Below are 17,012 nucleotides of genomic sequence, written 5' to 3'. Positions count from 1 at the left end.
AAGTAAGCTTCTGGGGATCTGCTCAATTGCTGCCTTCCTGCAACTCGAATTATTTAGGTTATATTAAAACAGCCCCTTCAATATCGTTTATTCTTTGAAGGGATGTTTTGCCCTGTGTTTTTGGTTTATCTATTGATGCTGAAAACACAGAGCAAAACATAATAATCCCCAACTCTACAGGCTCGGGGAACCCTGAAAATCCGGAAAATCAGGTCACTGACATCGACAAGGTTCTAAAAGAACCTTACATAGGAATAAAATAGATGTGTGGAATTGTTGGCGCAGTAGCGCAACGTGATATCGCTGAGATTCTGATCGAAGGTTTACGTCGTCTTGAATACCGTGGCTATGACTCTGCTGGTTTAGCAGTGGTTGACGCTGAAGGTAATATGACGCGTTTACGTCGGGTGGGTAAAGTACAGGCGCTGTCTGATGCTGCCGAAAATCAGGCTTTACATGGTGGCACCGGGATTGCACATACCCGTTGGGCTACCCATGGTGAGCCATCGGAAGCCAATGCGCACCCTCATGTTTCTGACTATATCTCTGTGGTACACAACGGCATTATTGAGAATCACGAACCTTTACGTGAATTACTGATTGGTCGTGGTTACCGTTTCAGTTCTGAAACAGATACTGAAGTTATTGCTCACTTGGTGCACTGGGAGCTACAGCAAGGTGGATCTTTGCTGGAAGTGGTTAAGCGTGTTATCCCGCAATTACGTGGCGCTTACGGCACTGTCGTTATGGATAGTCGTGACCCAAGTCGTTTGGTGGCTGCGCGTTCCGGTAGCCCATTAGTGATTGGTTGTGGTGTAGGTGAAAACTTTATTGCCTCTGACCAACTGGCGTTATTACCCGTGACTCGCCGCTTCATCTTCCTGGAAGAAGGTGATGTGGTTGAAGTAACTCGCCGTAGCATCGCAATTTTTGATAAACAGGGTAATGCTATTGAGCGCCCTGAAATTGAATCTCAGGTGCAGTACGATGCCGGTGATAAAGGTGTTTACCGCCATTACATGCAGAAAGAGATTTATGAACAGCCAATGGCGATTAAAAATACGCTGGAAGGCCGTTTAAATCATGGTGTAATTGATTTGTCTGAACTTGGCCCTAAAGCGGATGCATTATTGGCAAATGTTCAACATATTCAAATTATTGCCTGTGGTACCTCTTATAACTCAGGCATGGTTTCGCGTTATTGGTTTGAATCATTAGCCGGTGTGCCTTGTGACGTAGAGATTGCGTCTGAGTTCCGTTACCGCAAATCCGCTGTGCGCCCAAACAGCCTGTTGATCACCTTGTCACAATCAGGTGAAACTGCCGATACCTTAGCTGCTCTGCGCTTATCAAAAGAGTTGGGGTATTTGGGGTCGCTGGCTATTTGTAACGTCGCTGGCTCATCGCTGGTGCGTGAATCAGATTTAGCGTTAATGACCAAAGCCGGTACTGAGATTGGCGTAGCATCAACGAAAGCCTTTACCACTCAGTTGACAGTATTACTGATGCTGGTGGGGCGTATTGGCAAGCTGAAGGGCGCTGATGCCAGTCTGGAGCAGAATATTGTTCATGCGTTACAGGCTCTACCTGCTCGTATTGAACAGATGTTGTCTCTGGATAAAACCATTGAAGCGCTGGCTGAAGGTTTCTCTGATAAACACAATGCCTTGTTCCTTGGTCGCGGTGATCAATATCCGATTGCGATGGAAGGCGCGCTGAAACTTAAAGAGATCTCTTATATTCACGCTGAAGCTTATGCTGCAGGTGAGTTGAAGCACGGTCCATTGGCATTGATTGATGCTGATATGCCGGTCATCGTGGTTGCGCCAAATAATGAATTGTTGGAAAAACTGAAATCCAACATTGAAGAAGTGCGTGCCCGTGGCGGTTTGCTGTATGTGTTTGCTGATCAAGATGCCGGTTTCACTGACAGTGAAGGGATGAAAATCATTCAGTTACCACATGTAGAAGAGATTATCGCGCCTATCTTCTATACCGTGCCACTACAGTTACTCTCTTACCATGTCGCGCTAATTAAAGGCACCGACGTGGACCAGCCACGTAACTTGGCAAAATCAGTCACGGTTGAATAAGCTGCGATAGATATAGCACAAAATATTGTGGGCGGATGAAATAGCCGTTAACTCGAAAAGTCCGGTTATGCTGTTTAAAAGCATACCGGATTTTTTTATGACCAAATTAAAACAGTCATTGTCAGGAATCGGCAAAAGTTACGTTGCCGGTTTTTTAGATAGCTGCCGCTATCATCAGTTTATATATAAAAACACAATATATTACCCAACGACACTTTAATGCCACAGCGTCGTTGGGAGAGTGTCAAGGGACATAAATAATTTCGAAGGTCGAGGTTAAATCTCTAAGCTCTTTCCTTGCCCCATCCTGGTAATGAATCTGCACATCATAATGGTAGATCAGCTTTTCTTGCGGATTAAGAATGAGTTGCAAGGCCGACACTTTCACTTCTAAGGTTTTGGTAGGCTGCTCGCTATTCAGTGCTATCGTCTGGTGGTTGATACTGATTAGTATCTGTTCTATGGGTTTCGGGCCGGTGGGATCATAAGCACCCTGGCTGCTGATAAACTTCAGCGTTTTGACAATTTCAACTGGGGTGGAATTATCGATAAACAGCTGGGGATTATTTTTATATGCAACCGGCATCCTGAGCTGTACCGGGATATTGTCAGGGCTAAAGCCTTCCTGTTTAACTTCCAGCTCGCCATTGAGCAACAGATGCTGTGCCGTGGTATCAAACAGCGCATCCCAAATTTTTGCAAACTGCGCCGATGGCAGCGTGAACGAATCAATAATACCGCTTTGCAGGTTTACTATTGCGTTGGTTTCTTCGGTTTTCCCCGCCGGTAATGACAACCGTAGTTTAAGGCTATGCGCACTGGAAAAAGGGATCAACTTACCCTGTGGCTGGGATTGGATAAAGGTAGTTTCGGCGTCGCTAATGCGTTGTCTGTCCACCTTGGGTAGCAAGAAATAGTCAAAGGTCACATTAAACTGAGCCACCTCTGTTGCCCCTTCTGGTGCAGAAAAGGAGATCGACAACATGGGTTTATTATTGTCATTGCTGTTACTGGCCAGTTGAAACGTATCGGGTAAATAATAAAGATAATCTTTACGAATATTATCCTGATAATAGTTATACCAGTATTGATGATATTCTATTGGTGTGAGAATTAATTCAAGACGTGGATTCGGTGGCGCAATGCCGCAGTAGATATAAGGATAATAATTTTCCGCAAAATAAAATATTTTAGGATCAGTAATAGTATTCAGCAGGCCGGTATCAGATTTGATGGCGATCACCAACGTGGTTTGCGCATCGTAGTTGGATAAGGCTCTTAATAACGCATCTCGCTGCTCAAGTCGGGTTAGTTTTAGTTGAGCCTGATATTGCCGTTCAGCTTTGAGTGCCACGTCCTGAAATATCATTTCATTGAATTTGCCAAACTGATTGAAATTGAGCACTACATAAGGCATTTCCTGAATGTTTTTGTTGAGAAAAAAACTCAGTACCATCGTCCAACTAATGCCATATGTTATGGTTTCAATCTGATAGCGTATTTCGCCAGAGACATTCTCGGTACTGACCTGTGCTATCAATTCATCGGATAATGGCGTTAGAGTTGTCCGTAATTTTCTGGTCAGATTAACATTGTCGGTAAACTGCTGCTGCGCGTTTTCCAGAATAATTTTGTTTAGCGTGACCAGATCATTGAGAAAGATGTTCATAGGTATCCTTCGTATCATAGAGAACAGAACAACGCCTTAGCGCTGATAAATAGGATGAGGTCCACAGATACTGCCCATCGTGACGACGATAGAGTGGTATTTCCCTAGCACTATTGGCAAGCTGCCATTTTTTTAACGGCGTAATAATGTCAGATAGTGTATCGATACCGATATTTTGGGCATATTCAAGTGTGGACAACCATTCGGCGGGATGAGCGTAGTAGGAGGTTAATTGGGTTATTCTCTGATATTCGTTTTGGCTCCAGACGACGGCTTTATTCAGCATGGTGATAATACGATAATAAGCCGGTAGGGTTGCGCATTGTTCGCCATAAAAACGATACAGTAAAATTAGCGCATTGGTATTAACACAGCAGTCGAGCTGGCTAATCTCATTATTTTGTTTCATCCAAGTGTGGAAGGTTTGACATTCAGCCCATTGATGCTGTGGTTCGGTAAGTCGGGCATCAACCTTCTGTAGCTGATAGCCATTCATCTCAATCAGCGTCAGGCGAACGGCGTCAGGCGAAATACGGCCAAATTTGTATAACATTTCGGTAATTATCGCCGTGTCATCAATATCGGCGTCAATCATCTGGCCGTTCATCCAACGGGGATGAGCGTGACGAGGCCAGAAACTGAAATGACCGGGGCGGGTTTCACAACTAGCGAGAAAATCCAGCGCGCGATCAATATAGGGAGCCGTTTGCTCGGTGTAGTCGAGCGTCCTTAATACCTGAGCAGTGACAAAAGCATTGGCATCCTGATGCCACTGGCCGTCGGGTGTTCTGACGCTGGACAGGAATGCCCCGTTTTCTGATTGCTGTTGTCGGAGGATTGCATCTGGCGACATGCCGCGCGGCGGCGGCGGGCTACGGTCTGGTAGGGCAACCTCGCGCCAAAGGTCGTTCTGCGGGCTGAAGGTACAACTGACGCCGCACCTTGCCTGTGCATCAACCGTAAAGCCGATGACATTAAACTGAAGAGGCACATTCTCCTTGAGCAACGCTTGTAGCAGCGGCATGGGCTGTGCCACGTGCTGCAATAGCTCACCAATCTTGATGGCAGCCTGCGCGTTGCCGCCTAAAAAGCGCGGCGCCATAGTAAACAGGCTAAAACTTTCCAACTGGCGTCGATGGTTATAGACCAGGCTGAAACCATAGGTGGTGGCGGGGAATTCATCTGGATTAGGCATGTTAGCTAATACCTGCCTGAGCAGCGCGGCCAGCGGAGGAAACCCACGTTCAATACCAAATAACCGCATAACGTTGGCAATGTCTGCCAGCGTTATTTCTGCGCTGTGCCACTGATAATAATATTCAGTTGGTGTGTCAGGGTTATCTGGGTAATAGCCAATCATCAACAGCGATAGTCCGGCTGCGGTTAACTGATGCAGGGGATAATCGCTATTGGCGTGATTTAGCGGGGAGGCATACAGAGCGATTAATGCTTGATTATTTGGCGGTACTTCGGAGTAAACCTTGGTTTTAATGCCGTCAGCGGTATATTTCCGCCCCAACCATGAGCCAAATTTTAGCGCTTGGGTAGGCGTATCCGGCCGTTGTATCCGGGCAATGTGTGCGAAGCAGGATGCAGACGAGTCTGACGAGGCGTGTGGGTAATTTTCCGCACTGAAGGCCCCAATATCACGAGCCTGGGTGAATAGCGGGAGAAAAGTATCAAACGTGCAAGCCACAGCCTGCGGTTTTATGCTGGATGTCGTGAACTCCAGTGGGCAACCGTTATAAGCCAATAGACTGGTATTAAATGCCGCAGACAGCAGCCCCGATGCCATCCGTTTCTGGCTAAAACGGTGAATGTCGGGTAATAGCGTGCCTGCTAAATCCGGCACATGATGGCATAAAGTGGTTACCAGGGCGTCCAATGCCGCTGGTAACACCGCAACGCGTTCAACCATGATTATTTACCGTAGCTCATGTCGGAATAACGATGGCAGGCGGATTATCTGTACCGTCGACCAACCGGGTATGCCCGCCGATCTCAAGATAGGTAATCGTATAATGAACCGTCCAGGGTTTCTCTGTCAGGCAGCGATACTTGAAGGTTTGCGCTTTGGTTTTATCGGGATTAAAGGAGAACTTCTTGGTTTTCTTTTGTTCTTTGTCATCAAGATAAGTGAGTTCAACCAGCACCTGATTGTATTTATCCCAGGAGAACTGGCGATCGAGGAAAATATCAATTTCATTGAAAGTGAGTAAATTACTCGGATCGAGACCGATGGTGGTAGAAGCGGTTTTGAATTTTGACTGATAGCTGCTGTTACCTTCCCAGCCGGAGCTGCTCGCTGATTTAAAAATAAACTCGCCTTGAATATCGAGTAATTCATTTTTGTCTTTGCTTCTGGCAATATTTTTCCGCCATTCTTTACCGTCCTCGGTAAAGGCATCACTGGTATAGACATTGTTATTGTAGCTGGCTTGAAATGCTGCCGCTTTGATACCGAACTCTTCAAAGCCATCAGGGCCGAAGATTTGCAGTTCGATTTTCTGAAAGAACGGATCATTGACGTTTACTTCAATAAAATAAGGTTTATCTTTTTGGGCTTTTAACGTGTCGGTGCCGATAAAGTTTTGTGGTACGGCGGCCTGAGTAATCGCTTTTGATGAAGTGTAGTTAAAGGATAAGGTTTTATGCTCGGTAATGTTGACCACTTTTAATTCCAATGATGCGCAGGGGAAAAGACCGCCTTTCCCTTTTTCATCTTTACTGCCAATCAATGATTCCAGAATGGAAGCGCTGGCTGATTTTGCCTGCTCATTACTTTCTGCGTTTGGTTTAATGGTTGCGTTGAAAAATATCTTTAGTAGTTCTTCTTTGACAAACTGTAATGCCCACTCTTTTTCTTTGGTCGCCTGATCGCCGGGCATACTTTCGGTCACTTTAATCACGAGTTTTTGATCTTGCTCCAGTTTCTTAATCACGCTGTCAAAGCCGAGCCAAAAACTTGCCGGTGTCTCGACCGGAATAGGAATATTAATGCCAAACTTAGCACCGAATTCCTTATAAACGCTGTCAAATTCCGCTGTAACATCCACTTTCAATGCTGGGGTGATACCGGTATAAGTGAGGTTGTAAGCCACCGCCGCTGGTGCCTGCGCTTGATTAAACGCAGCCTCCAGAATAACCGCCTGTTGTGGCGTCAGTTTGGCACTGAAAATGGCGGTGTTATTACCAAATAGGCTAGAGCTTTGTGCGCTAATCAACTGGCCGTTGGAATTTTGTGCATCCAGAACAAAAAAGTTCACAGTACCATTATTAAACGGTACTGGCGCTTTACGGGCATTTTTCGGCTTGATCTTCAGTTTATTCAGGTAATCGGTAAACGCGGTGTTGAGTTCGCCTTCATCGACGGCAGTATTGACCTCAAAGTTTATGTACCCGCCCTGTTGGTTGGCGTCATCACCGGTGTATTTAATTAATGAAAATACCGGTTTCCCATCGCGTACGGCAATATGAATATCACCGGGCAAATACCAAAATTGGTTTTCATCTGAATCATCAGAAAAAAACGTGATGTTTTTAATCGTGGCGGTTTTTTCTCTCAGTAATAACATGATATTTCCTCATGGTCAGTTAGTAATATTGATCTGTTCTTCATCGGTAATGAGTTTTTTATTTTCAACGCCGCCGTCATTATCAATAATCATGATGTCGAGATTAATAAACAGTAATGTCGGGTCGGTTTGATCTGCGCTAAATAATGCAGGTTCTGACTGGTCTTCAGAGAAATAAAATGCTTCCTTTAACGTGTTCATGGCGAATTGGTTATAGCAGTAAGTCACATTGACTAGAACCTGTGTGATTCTTTCCCAGTCAAAAGCTGGGGTGATTTTCAGCGTTCTTTGTTTATAGAGTCGTGAAGATATGCTGACATCCTGGCTGGTGGGTTGGTCTAACCTTACTGGTATATGGGGAGTGTTAGCGCTAATGCTATATTCTTTGATTACCGAAAAAGTATAGCATTCAGGATCTGGTAGCATGATGCTGTATTCTTCTGACGGTTTTTTCTCGGTGATGTGGAAGTTTTTTGATGTGCTGTTTTCTTTGTTTTCAATATGGGTACAGGTGATATTTACCAATATTGATGTATACCATGCCCAGTTGAATCTTTTTTCTGTGGCAATAACGAAATGATAACGGCTATATAACGATTCAATGTCTAAAAAAATTTCGGTTAAGGATGTGCTCATGATGGCTGAACTGACAAACATCACACCACCGACCGGATGGTTAAAATATAATGTGAACTGATACTCCACCGGCCAGGACATTTTTTTTGTTACAGGGTCGATAATGGCGGAAAAATGGAACGTTTTGGCCGCCATATTATTTCTGGAAAAAACTAACGGGGACCGCGTGTTACCATAAGTCAAATTGAGCGCCACCAATTGAATATTTTCGTCTAACTCAGATGTCAGCAGTTGAGCTTTTATGCTGCGGTAAGAGAAAAAATCATCCTGAAGCTCGTGATAGCTTACGACGTCGATGGCATCATAATGGCTCTGGCTAACCAATGTGGCAAAAAGCGCTTGAGGATAGAGAGATCGCCGTACTACCGTAGTTTCGGTGATTCGGGCACTGAGCGTGCGTTTATCAATATCTTTAACTGAGATGTTTTGTAATTGGAAACCAAATTTAGGCGCGGGGGCTGTTTTTATTTGACCAAATACTGGGGTGAAAAATTCGCAAGTCAGAATCGTGCTCAATTCAGCCGTGGCTTGTTTCATATAATGGTCGGGGTTGGTATTTCTTACCTTGATAGTAACCAGCTTATTACTGATTAAGGTTTCGGAAATATCATCAATATTAAAAGAAAAAATCAGCGCATTAAAACCGAATGAGATTTTCAGATATTCATATACCTGATCCCATTGGGCATCAAGTTCAAAGGTTGAGGGGGGTAATTGTTGCAGGTAGTCGATTTTATAACTGACGGCAATCGGTGCTGATTCCGGTTGCTGAAGCAGCGCGACGATTCGCTCAATATCATTCGTATCAGTCAGTGCGGCCATGATGTAGCAAAACTGATTATTCCCCAGCGAGGTGTGATTCAGCAGTTGAGGCATAGCTTGTGGAATACAGAGCGTGGCAGTGCTGGCAATAATTTGTAAGGGGAGCAGGGTCGCGTCCGGCGGAATATCGGGATTATCCCGCGCCGCTGCCTGTGCAGCAGCCATACTGCTGTTCAGTTGCGTCTGCAATGAGAGTATTGCGTAGTAAGTCGTCGGTTGTGCGGTGGCGCTGCTCCTGAATATTTGATAATGCACTTCGGGAATAGCCTGCTCATTTACCAAAATACTGGGTGCCAACGCGCTATAATAATAAACTTGGCTACCTGGCATTGCATTAATAAAACCGATAGTTTGTTCCGTTATTCTGTTATCCATGGGGGTGTCCATGTTGAATAAAAAACAATCAACCGAGCATCAGTCATCAATGCAATGACCGATGCTCTGCCTATCCAATAGTAATGAACACTGTTCATCACCGCCTCAACGGGAGGGCCGGTTCAGAGGCAGCACATCTGGCCGCCGCTACACCAGAAGAATGACGGGCCATTAACACTTCACCACCACCGCGACCGATGAACCGGTTACCTTGCCCTCAATTGGCTTGGGATCGCGCTCATCATTGTAAATAATGGTGCCGTTATAGGTGATTTCAGGAATGTCATCTGTGCCATCGGGTAAAAATTCGAAGGTAAGGTCGCGGCGGGTGGTGGTATCCACGAGATCTTTTTCTTCCAGATTAATCGATTTAGTCTGTTTAAACTTGTAGGTCTTATAGTTCACCATCATGTCGAAGATGATAATTAGTACATCTTTCTTCGGTGCGATGAAAAATATGGAGTAGGTCGTTTTCCTCGGTAAGGCATTCATTATTTGAATCTGGTTCGCACGGGTGCCACCATATCCGGGCAATTGCGGAGATGGTTCAATACCTGGTTCGATGTAAGTAAAATTACCACCATCCCGGGTATAATAACTGGTGGTGAAATAAATGGGATTCTCTGGCTTCATGCCTACTGGATAAATAAAAGGTTTTGGCTGCGTGGAAACATTCAATACCTGAGTATCGCTTTTTAATTCTACGCCATGCGCTGGATCGGAATATTGGGCTTTCAATAGCACCTGGTTGAATGTTTCCCATGCCTGTGTATCAAGTAACGAATCAATTTGCGCGTAGACAATACCGCATTGTGCCATGTTGATATATTGAACCAGACTATCAATTATATCTATTTTACCTGAATGATAGGGTTTTGAATGCAACCCTGAGAAATTCACCGTATATGAATAGCTGTAGGTGCGCCCCAGTTTTTTATCAATATACCATTTCTCGGTTTTTTGCGACGCGGTGTTTTTTCTGTCGAAGCGGAGTGTGCTGACATGGTTATCATCATATTTTGCGATAACAATAATATTTTCAATATCATATTTATCCAGGTCCTGACTGACATAAAATTCGGGTTGAATAAACTGAAAGAAGGGATCATCAAGATCGTATTCTTTGAAATAGTCATCGACCTTCTCAGCACCAACAATAGAGAGGATAGACGGCAACTGAGTCTGCGGCGCGATGGAAAAAGGAACAACACGGTTTTCTTCATATACGCGGGTGAAATCCTGCGTGTTTTTCAGACTTTCTTTAAATTTATCAAAACTACCCGCATCGTTCAGCAAATCCATACTCATATCCAGCCCTGTCTGGCTAGACAATATTTGTTGAAGTTGTGCTTGTCCCCAGTCCTCGAAGGTTTTTATCCAAGCGCTATATTGGTCATCTTTCATGCCCATTTCTTGCGCGCTGAGGCTGGTAATGACAGCGACCTTGGCGGCACCTTTCTCGGAAAATTCACGGGTGATTTCTTTTTCATCCGCAGACCAGGTATGCCGAGTAATGGTCTGCGTCACTTCTTTCATTTTCTCACTGTTGTAGGTGACAATAACTTTTACTGCCGGCAGAGAGGCATCCAGCGTGAAGTTATAACGAATCCCGACACTGGCGTTACTCGGCGTTCCTTTTAATACATTCTCAAACAGGGTTGCTCCCAGCCCCGTTAGCGACATGCTAAATACAGTATCGTTATTCCCCAAACCAGAGGGACTCAGTGGTGTGGGCATCTGACAGTAAAATACTTTGTTCTCATTGATGATCAATGAGGCCTGCGCTGAGGTATAGCGGGGTTGGCGCAATTCTATTTTACGCGCATTATCGGGCATCAGTTGACCAAGAAATTGATCGTCACCCGCGTCAGGGTTATAAGCGAGTATATATTTTTTTGCTTGCTCTTCGGTTAATCCAGAATTTTGAAAAGCTTTAATTTTGGCATCTTGATTGGCTTTATTGGTCGGATCGGAATTAAATAATTCTTCAGCTTTAATATACTGGACGATAAGTTTTGATTTCGCCACAAGTTGCGGTGATATCCCACTATAAAGCTGTGCTTTTATTTTGTCGGCTTCGCTTTCTGATGGCACAGGAAGTTTGACGGTAAACTGTGCGTATCCGCCTTGTTGCTCTTCTTTACGATATTTATAGAATAAGAAGTCAGGTTTATTTTCCTGACCAGAAAATACTGGAGTTTCAGGAATAACATAAAAAATATTTTTATCTTCGCTATCGCCATAGCAGGTATAGGTATATACCTTGACGCCTAAGTGTTCTTTGGTATCTATTTTAATCGAATGCTGGATGGCTGTGGTTAACATAGCTTATTCCTCTTAACTCATGGTTATTTTTTGTATTGAAGTTCAATACGGAATGAGGTCGATTGCTGTACACCTGAATCGTAATTTCTGCTTATAAATGACGACGTTTTTCCCTGCCAGTGGTATTCAATACGGCCATTCAAGCTATTTGACTGGGTATTGAGTAACCAAGTGGTTTGCCACTGCTGATCGGAAAATGAAAAATTAAAGGTAGCGCGTTTGGCCTGACCTTCTGGGACGTAATTGGCACTGCCTGAAATCGTCTTAAAATCAGATTGTAAGTGGCGGGCATCAAAGGTCACTTCATGAAACCCGATATCCTGAACGGTCAGGTTGATGTCTGCTTGCCACTGGCGCGTGATATTAATGAATGAATAGTCGGAAAAGGTGACCTTGATATTTATCTCATTCACGCGACTATCGGCGGTGACGGTGAGAGGAGGAAAGTTTGGCCACTGCATGGGTATTTTTTTATCCGCCCACGTCAGTTCAATCGACATAATCATAAATTTGCTGGCATTGAAATCCAGGCTGACTTTGCAGGTATGCTGTTTTCCCGGATCGTCAGGTTGTTTTCGTTGAGGCTCAGGCAGCGGCGAAGGGTCATAGGAAATAAGTTTATTGGCGATAAAGCCGCTAAATAGCGTCGCGATATCCTGTTCGTCGATCAGTTCATAAGATTGGGGCAGGCTGCTTTCGTAAGAAAAATCATAGTCAATTCTGGTGGGTATCTCATCAATATGCGAGATATTGGCGAGCGTATTACTGAGGATGCTGGCAGCGAGATCGACCAGATTTTTTCTCACGGTCTCTTTGGTCTGCGGCGACGGGGTATTTTTAAACTCCTCGTCCAGCACGACGATACCAGCAGTAATTTGCTTGTCGAGTAGCTGCGCAATAGCTTCTGGTGTGCGGGTTTTGGTGTTAAACGCCAGTATTAGAAACTGCCGCCAGTCGCTGTTGAGACGGGCATTAACCGTAGTGCTTACCGTGAATTGTGTGTGGGTGGCAAGAAAAACCCGCTTCGCGTTGCCCTGTATGGCCTCAGTCAACTCTATCCCTTCCGAATGGGTGGTCGACATAGAGTTTCCTTCAAACTCAACCAGATAGGGGGCGTCACCCAGCGGCTCATGAAAACGCAAGAAAATCGCCGTCTTCGCAGTACACTGCTTAAGGGTGATGTTACCGCCTGAGTGGGAGATATGTGTCTGAATATACTGTTGTATAGCTTGGGTATTGAGGGGAACTAACGGTGTAATCAGGATGACGAGGCCGCCTGCCGGACTGGTGGTAAGGTGAAAACCACTGGTTTTATTTCCCCGATCGTCATGAACTATCTCAGGCGTGAAGCAGCCGTAGGTATAGTCATTGGGCGGGCACCGCTGATCGTGAAAGACGAAAGCTCGATCAAGCAAAAAAAAGGACGCCAGATTTTTTTCAGGATTTAATGATTCAGTCTTCATTTTCAACCTCAAGTGTAATGGTTTGATTGCCCGTCACATAGTCCGACCATTGACCGTTACTGGTTTTATAACGAAACCCTGCCGCGTAAATCGATGTGACATTCCATTGATATTCATAGCAATTATCCTGCTGCGTAAACGTATGATCGCGCGTTTGCGTTTCACCCTGAGCTTGAAATCGTAACGTGACATAACGGATGCCAGTAGCAAACCGGGCGATAATGGTGGCGTGCTGCGCACCAAACTGAGGAAAACTATAAACACCGATGGTGGCTGACTGGATGATTGGCATATCGAGCACCACTGAGGCGGCGCTATCGTTATCCCAGGCGGTCAGCTTGGCATAGGCATCACGTCCCGTTATCGGATAACTGAAACAGGGCGAAGCCAGTGTGAGTTCAAAGGGTTCTGACAGGTTAGCGGAGGAGTAGTGGCCTGTGAGCATACTGTGTTGTGCGAATGTCGGATCGATATTGAGGGTCAGGAACTGACAAGGAAGGCTGGAATAATCCAGCGTCAGTATTTTGTTATTACTGGTTCGTTGCTCGCTGACGAGGGAGAGATATCCATTGGCGGTTGGGTAGCTAACGCGAATGTGGTACTGATATTCGCCATTCAAGCTGAACGTATTATTAATAAATGTGAAGGCCAAATAACTCTGACTGGGTATCAATAGCAGGGTTTGCTGTTGTCCAGCAGGATAAAGCTCGCCCGGAGGTAAAATGATTTGTATATCAATAAACGCCCCGTCTTTAAGACCCTGTGGGAAAGCGTAAAGGATGTTAATCCGCAGGCTACCGTCTGGCAGCGCAGGTGCGATTATCTGGTGGATAACCTGTTCGGGAGCCTCTTTGGCAATTTGTTGTGCCGTGGCAAAGGGATCCAATAAAAAGCAGATGGGGCGCTGGGTTAGCTCAACGCGTTTTAAATCAATTATCAGACGACGCTGTTTCTGGGGGAGCAACAGACAAATATAAGTAGTATTGGTGTTGGCGTTACCGATATAGGGCGATCCCAACGTGTTGAACAGACGATCGAGCAAAGCCTGCGCGAATAATAGCGCTTCTGCCGGGTTGGTTGAGGAGAAGGCTGGCGAGATTAGCAGCGGTAGCCGGGACAGATTTTCGTACATGTACTGAGTAAGCAACATGTAGGGAAACGCGATCCGGTTGTTGGACACCGGTTGGGCGTCTTTAATATTGGCCGCCAGTTCGGCAATTAACTGGCCGGGATCGCAATCTAGTGTGTAGTTCAGCCGTGGCGATACACCTTCGACAAAGCCATCGATACGAGCATTAAAGCCAACAATATTATCCAGCAACGTTTTTTTCATCAGTTGCGTGGTATCTGCATCAAGCGAGATCAAAAATTGAATCGACTGCGCCGAATACCAGGTCGGATCGTAATCCTGATGGGTTAATGCTGAATCATGGTCAGGTGGTGAGCGGAAACTTAGCTTATAGGGGATAACCGGCAAACCTTGGATAGCCTTCCCTGGGTGTTGGCGATTGAATGCCTCAAGTGCGCCGCCGCTGGCAAATTGTAGCTCAGCGGTAAAATCAAGGTCGCCGTAGATAATGTTGCTGCTTAGGCTGAGGATCACATCCAGTGCAAAGGCCAACGGATCACCAGCAATCAGGACGAAGGGTTCTGGATATAAATAATAGACATCAGACTGCTGACAGACGGCAACGACGCGCAGCTTGTCATCGGTGATAATTTGCTGAAAATCAGGATAACCAATAAACATATCAATCAATTACCTTATGGTTTTAATATGGTTTTGATAATCCTGACGCCATTCTTCCGGTAGCTGGTTTAGGATATTCACCGAGCGATGGTGGTAGGCCTCTTCGTAGTGATACTGCATCGTGCTATCGCCAACTAGCACGCCCGCGGCATACATGGTGCTGCTACTTTCTGTCAGATCTTTGATGGGGTCGTCAGTGGAAAGGTGCAGGTTGTACACCTCAATTTCGCCGTGTTGTTTGTTGATACGGCTGATAGCACAGTCACACTCTGGGGTTAGCAGTCGACTGGTCAGAGTCAATTCACTCGCCAGTTTCACACCGGTGGTAGTGCAAAAGGGGTGGCCCAGACTGGTGATAAGGGTTTTGAGCTGGCCGCTACTATCCCTGACTTCAATCTCAAGATAGTTTTGCTCCGTGCCGGTAATCACATCTTCGACTCTTAACGCTCGCCCATCCTGCGATTGCACCCATTCACCAATAAAGATGTCGTCAATGGCTTTTTCTTTACCATCCTGCATCAAAATGGGAGTGCCTTTACCTAAACAACCATAGGTAATCTGCATGGGTTTTAGTGTGTTGGTATTTAAAAAGCGCTGTTCAGGATCGAACGGACCGGGAGCATTGGTAATAAAACTGGCTACACTCGCTCCTTCAATTTGTAATGTCACTTTAAAGATATAATAAACCCGCTCACCGGAATCAAAATCGGGACGTTTGAATTTAAGCCAGTCTAGATCCCACGATAAAACGTTGCCATTAATTCGGGTTTTAGCGTCGTCAAAGAAATTAAAGTCATTGGCAGGGGTGATCGGATCGCCGCCCTGACGTTCGCGGACCAGATAAATTGAGTTATACGCGTTTATAGGCTTGCCATTATTTAAATCAATATTGCCGAAGTAAGTTACGCTGCCTTTTATCGGTACGGTGACATTGCCGTCAAAATTATTAAAGTAGTCACAGTCGCTTTCTTGACGGGCCAGACAGATTTTTATCAGATTATTTTTATTTAAATCAGCAGGAGAATCATTTTGAATTAATTTTGGGTAACTTTGTGTGGTAACAATTTCGGCCCCGTAAACTGTCTGGTTATTCACCGTTTGGGCGAAGGTATAGATGATATTAACCGGATAGCGGGTTTGTTTTAAACTGGCCGGGAAGGTGCCATTAGCCTGGATGGGGCAATTAGCAGTATAAATATAGTTCTTTTTACATTGTACTGTTCCCGCAGGGCTGCCTGATTCGTCAAAAATACCTAAGGTTTGCGTGATGTTTACGGCTGACACCGGCAACGAACCAATGGCATTTGCTGAGAACGTTTGCCCATCAGTAGAATCCAGGCTGACGATGCTGTGTACCTGTTGTGCGCTATCGCTATCCCCCATCGCCAGTGAGCTGACGGCATATTTAGCCAGTTTGTGGTTTGCCCAGAGCTGACTGAAATTAGGACAACGAACGAGGCTGATACCTGCCAGTCCCAGTTGAATATCATAAAATTTCACCAGCAGCGGATCGTTGGTATTAATTATAAATACACCGGTGTTTGCATATTTATTAATTACACTGCTAATAATATTATTTTCAGAAAAACTATTTTTTCCTGAGGGCATAGTTGCAGATTGCATAATATCATTTCCCAATGAGTTTACTGTGATTATCTATACGAAAATTCTCTAAAGCATCGGGCGTTTGATAGAATATAGAGACAAATATTCAGCGTAATAAAACAAGATGTTGGCTTAGTAACTCAAAAGCATTGACTGAAAATTTATATTTTCTATCTTTCGTATGCTGCCAGTTTTATGTAGGTAGCCGCGTTGGTTACTTGTTCTACCCGAGAGTCTGGCTCGGAAAGAGCCAATATGTTGTTAAGACAGAAATATTTTCTCCTGAGACGATGATTTTTTTGTGTGTAATATTGAAAATTTATTAAAATGGTGACGGTGTTCAATAGAGTAAATTAATTCAGTGTTACTCAGTATCGTAACCCTAGAAAATAATGTTAGCAGCAATGCAAAAAAAAACCACTGAGGAAATAGAGAATAGAGGGAAGCCGTCTGGGAAAATGTGCACAGCAGGATGGTGATGAGAATGAAATAATAGGCTTTATATTCGTATTTTTATTGAGTTTCCTCTCCTTATTCTTTTATCTTACGTTTACTCATCCAATTTGTTGAATATGCTCAGCGCTGAGCATAAATACAACATTATTCAATTGAATTCATTCGTTAATATAATGGATTAAACGTGATAAAAAACGACGTTATTTTATCAGAAACGATTTCGTCGTATCGAACCCACAGCGC

At 44.7% G+C, this 17,012-nt stretch carries 9 protein-coding genes; 1 reads left to right on the top strand and 8 read right to left on the bottom strand.

Annotated elements, in window-relative coordinates:
• Window positions 1–263 precede the first annotated feature (263 nt).
• Entirely contained in the window at window positions 264–2,093 is a 1,830-nt protein-coding gene (glmS, locus tag V2A84_RS19170) for a glutamine--fructose-6-phosphate transaminase (isomerizing) (protein ID WP_083161582.1), read from the top strand.
• Window positions 2,094–2,337: 244 nt separating this feature from the next.
• Here glmS and V2A84_RS19165 read toward each other — a convergent pair whose 3' ends face one another.
• The 8 genes from V2A84_RS19165 to V2A84_RS19130 all read right to left on the bottom strand — a co-directional run bounded on the left by V2A84_RS19165 (window position 2,338) and on the right by V2A84_RS19130 (window position 16,331).
• Window positions 2,338–3,762, bottom strand: a complete 1,425-nt coding sequence (locus V2A84_RS19165; RefSeq protein WP_442849019.1) for a hypothetical protein — start codon at window positions 3,760–3,762, stop codon at window positions 2,338–2,340.
• Window positions 3,743–5,680 (bottom strand): hypothetical protein, encoded by a 1,938-nt coding sequence (locus tag V2A84_RS19160; RefSeq protein ID WP_442849018.1) that lies wholly within the window; start codon window positions 5,678–5,680, stop codon window positions 3,743–3,745. The genes V2A84_RS19165 and V2A84_RS19160 overlap by 20 nt, the downstream gene beginning before the upstream one ends.
• 16 nt (window positions 5,681–5,696) lie before the next feature.
• Window positions 5,697–7,337, bottom strand: coding sequence for a hypothetical protein (locus tag V2A84_RS19155; RefSeq protein WP_442849017.1), 1,641 nt, complete (start codon window positions 7,335–7,337; stop codon window positions 5,697–5,699).
• A gap of 15 nt (window positions 7,338–7,352) precedes the next feature.
• Window positions 7,353–9,170 carry a hypothetical protein gene (locus tag V2A84_RS19150; protein WP_083161578.1) on the bottom strand — a complete coding sequence of 606 codons (1,818 nt, stop codon included), beginning with the start codon at window positions 9,168–9,170 and terminating at the stop codon, window positions 7,353–7,355.
• 171 nt (window positions 9,171–9,341) lie between these two features.
• Window positions 9,342–11,495: a hypothetical protein gene (locus tag V2A84_RS19145; RefSeq protein WP_442849016.1), complete on the bottom strand. Its 2,154-nt coding sequence runs from the start codon at window positions 11,493–11,495 to the stop codon at window positions 9,342–9,344.
• Between the two features lie 23 nt (window positions 11,496–11,518).
• Window positions 11,519–12,958, bottom strand: a complete 1,440-nt coding sequence (locus V2A84_RS19140) for a hypothetical protein (RefSeq protein WP_083161574.1) — start codon at window positions 12,956–12,958, stop codon at window positions 11,519–11,521.
• The gene (locus V2A84_RS19135; protein ID WP_193784753.1) at window positions 12,948–14,708 is read right to left on the bottom strand and encodes a hypothetical protein; all 1,761 of its coding nucleotides are present in this window, start codon (window positions 14,706–14,708) and stop codon (window positions 12,948–12,950) included. The genes V2A84_RS19140 and V2A84_RS19135 overlap by 11 nt, the downstream gene beginning before the upstream one ends.
• Before the next feature lie 9 nt (window positions 14,709–14,717).
• Window positions 14,718–16,331, bottom strand: a complete 1,614-nt coding sequence (locus V2A84_RS19130; protein WP_372569828.1) for a Hint domain-containing protein — start codon at window positions 16,329–16,331, stop codon at window positions 14,718–14,720.
• Window positions 16,332–17,012: the final 681 nt, after the last annotated feature.

Source organism: Yersinia sp. 2553 StPb PI, assembly GCF_052217105.1.
GTDB classification, from domain to species: Bacteria; Pseudomonadota; Gammaproteobacteria; order Enterobacterales; family Enterobacteriaceae; genus Yersinia; species Yersinia enterocolitica_E.
This window is presented reverse-complemented; position numbering and strand designations above follow the sequence as displayed.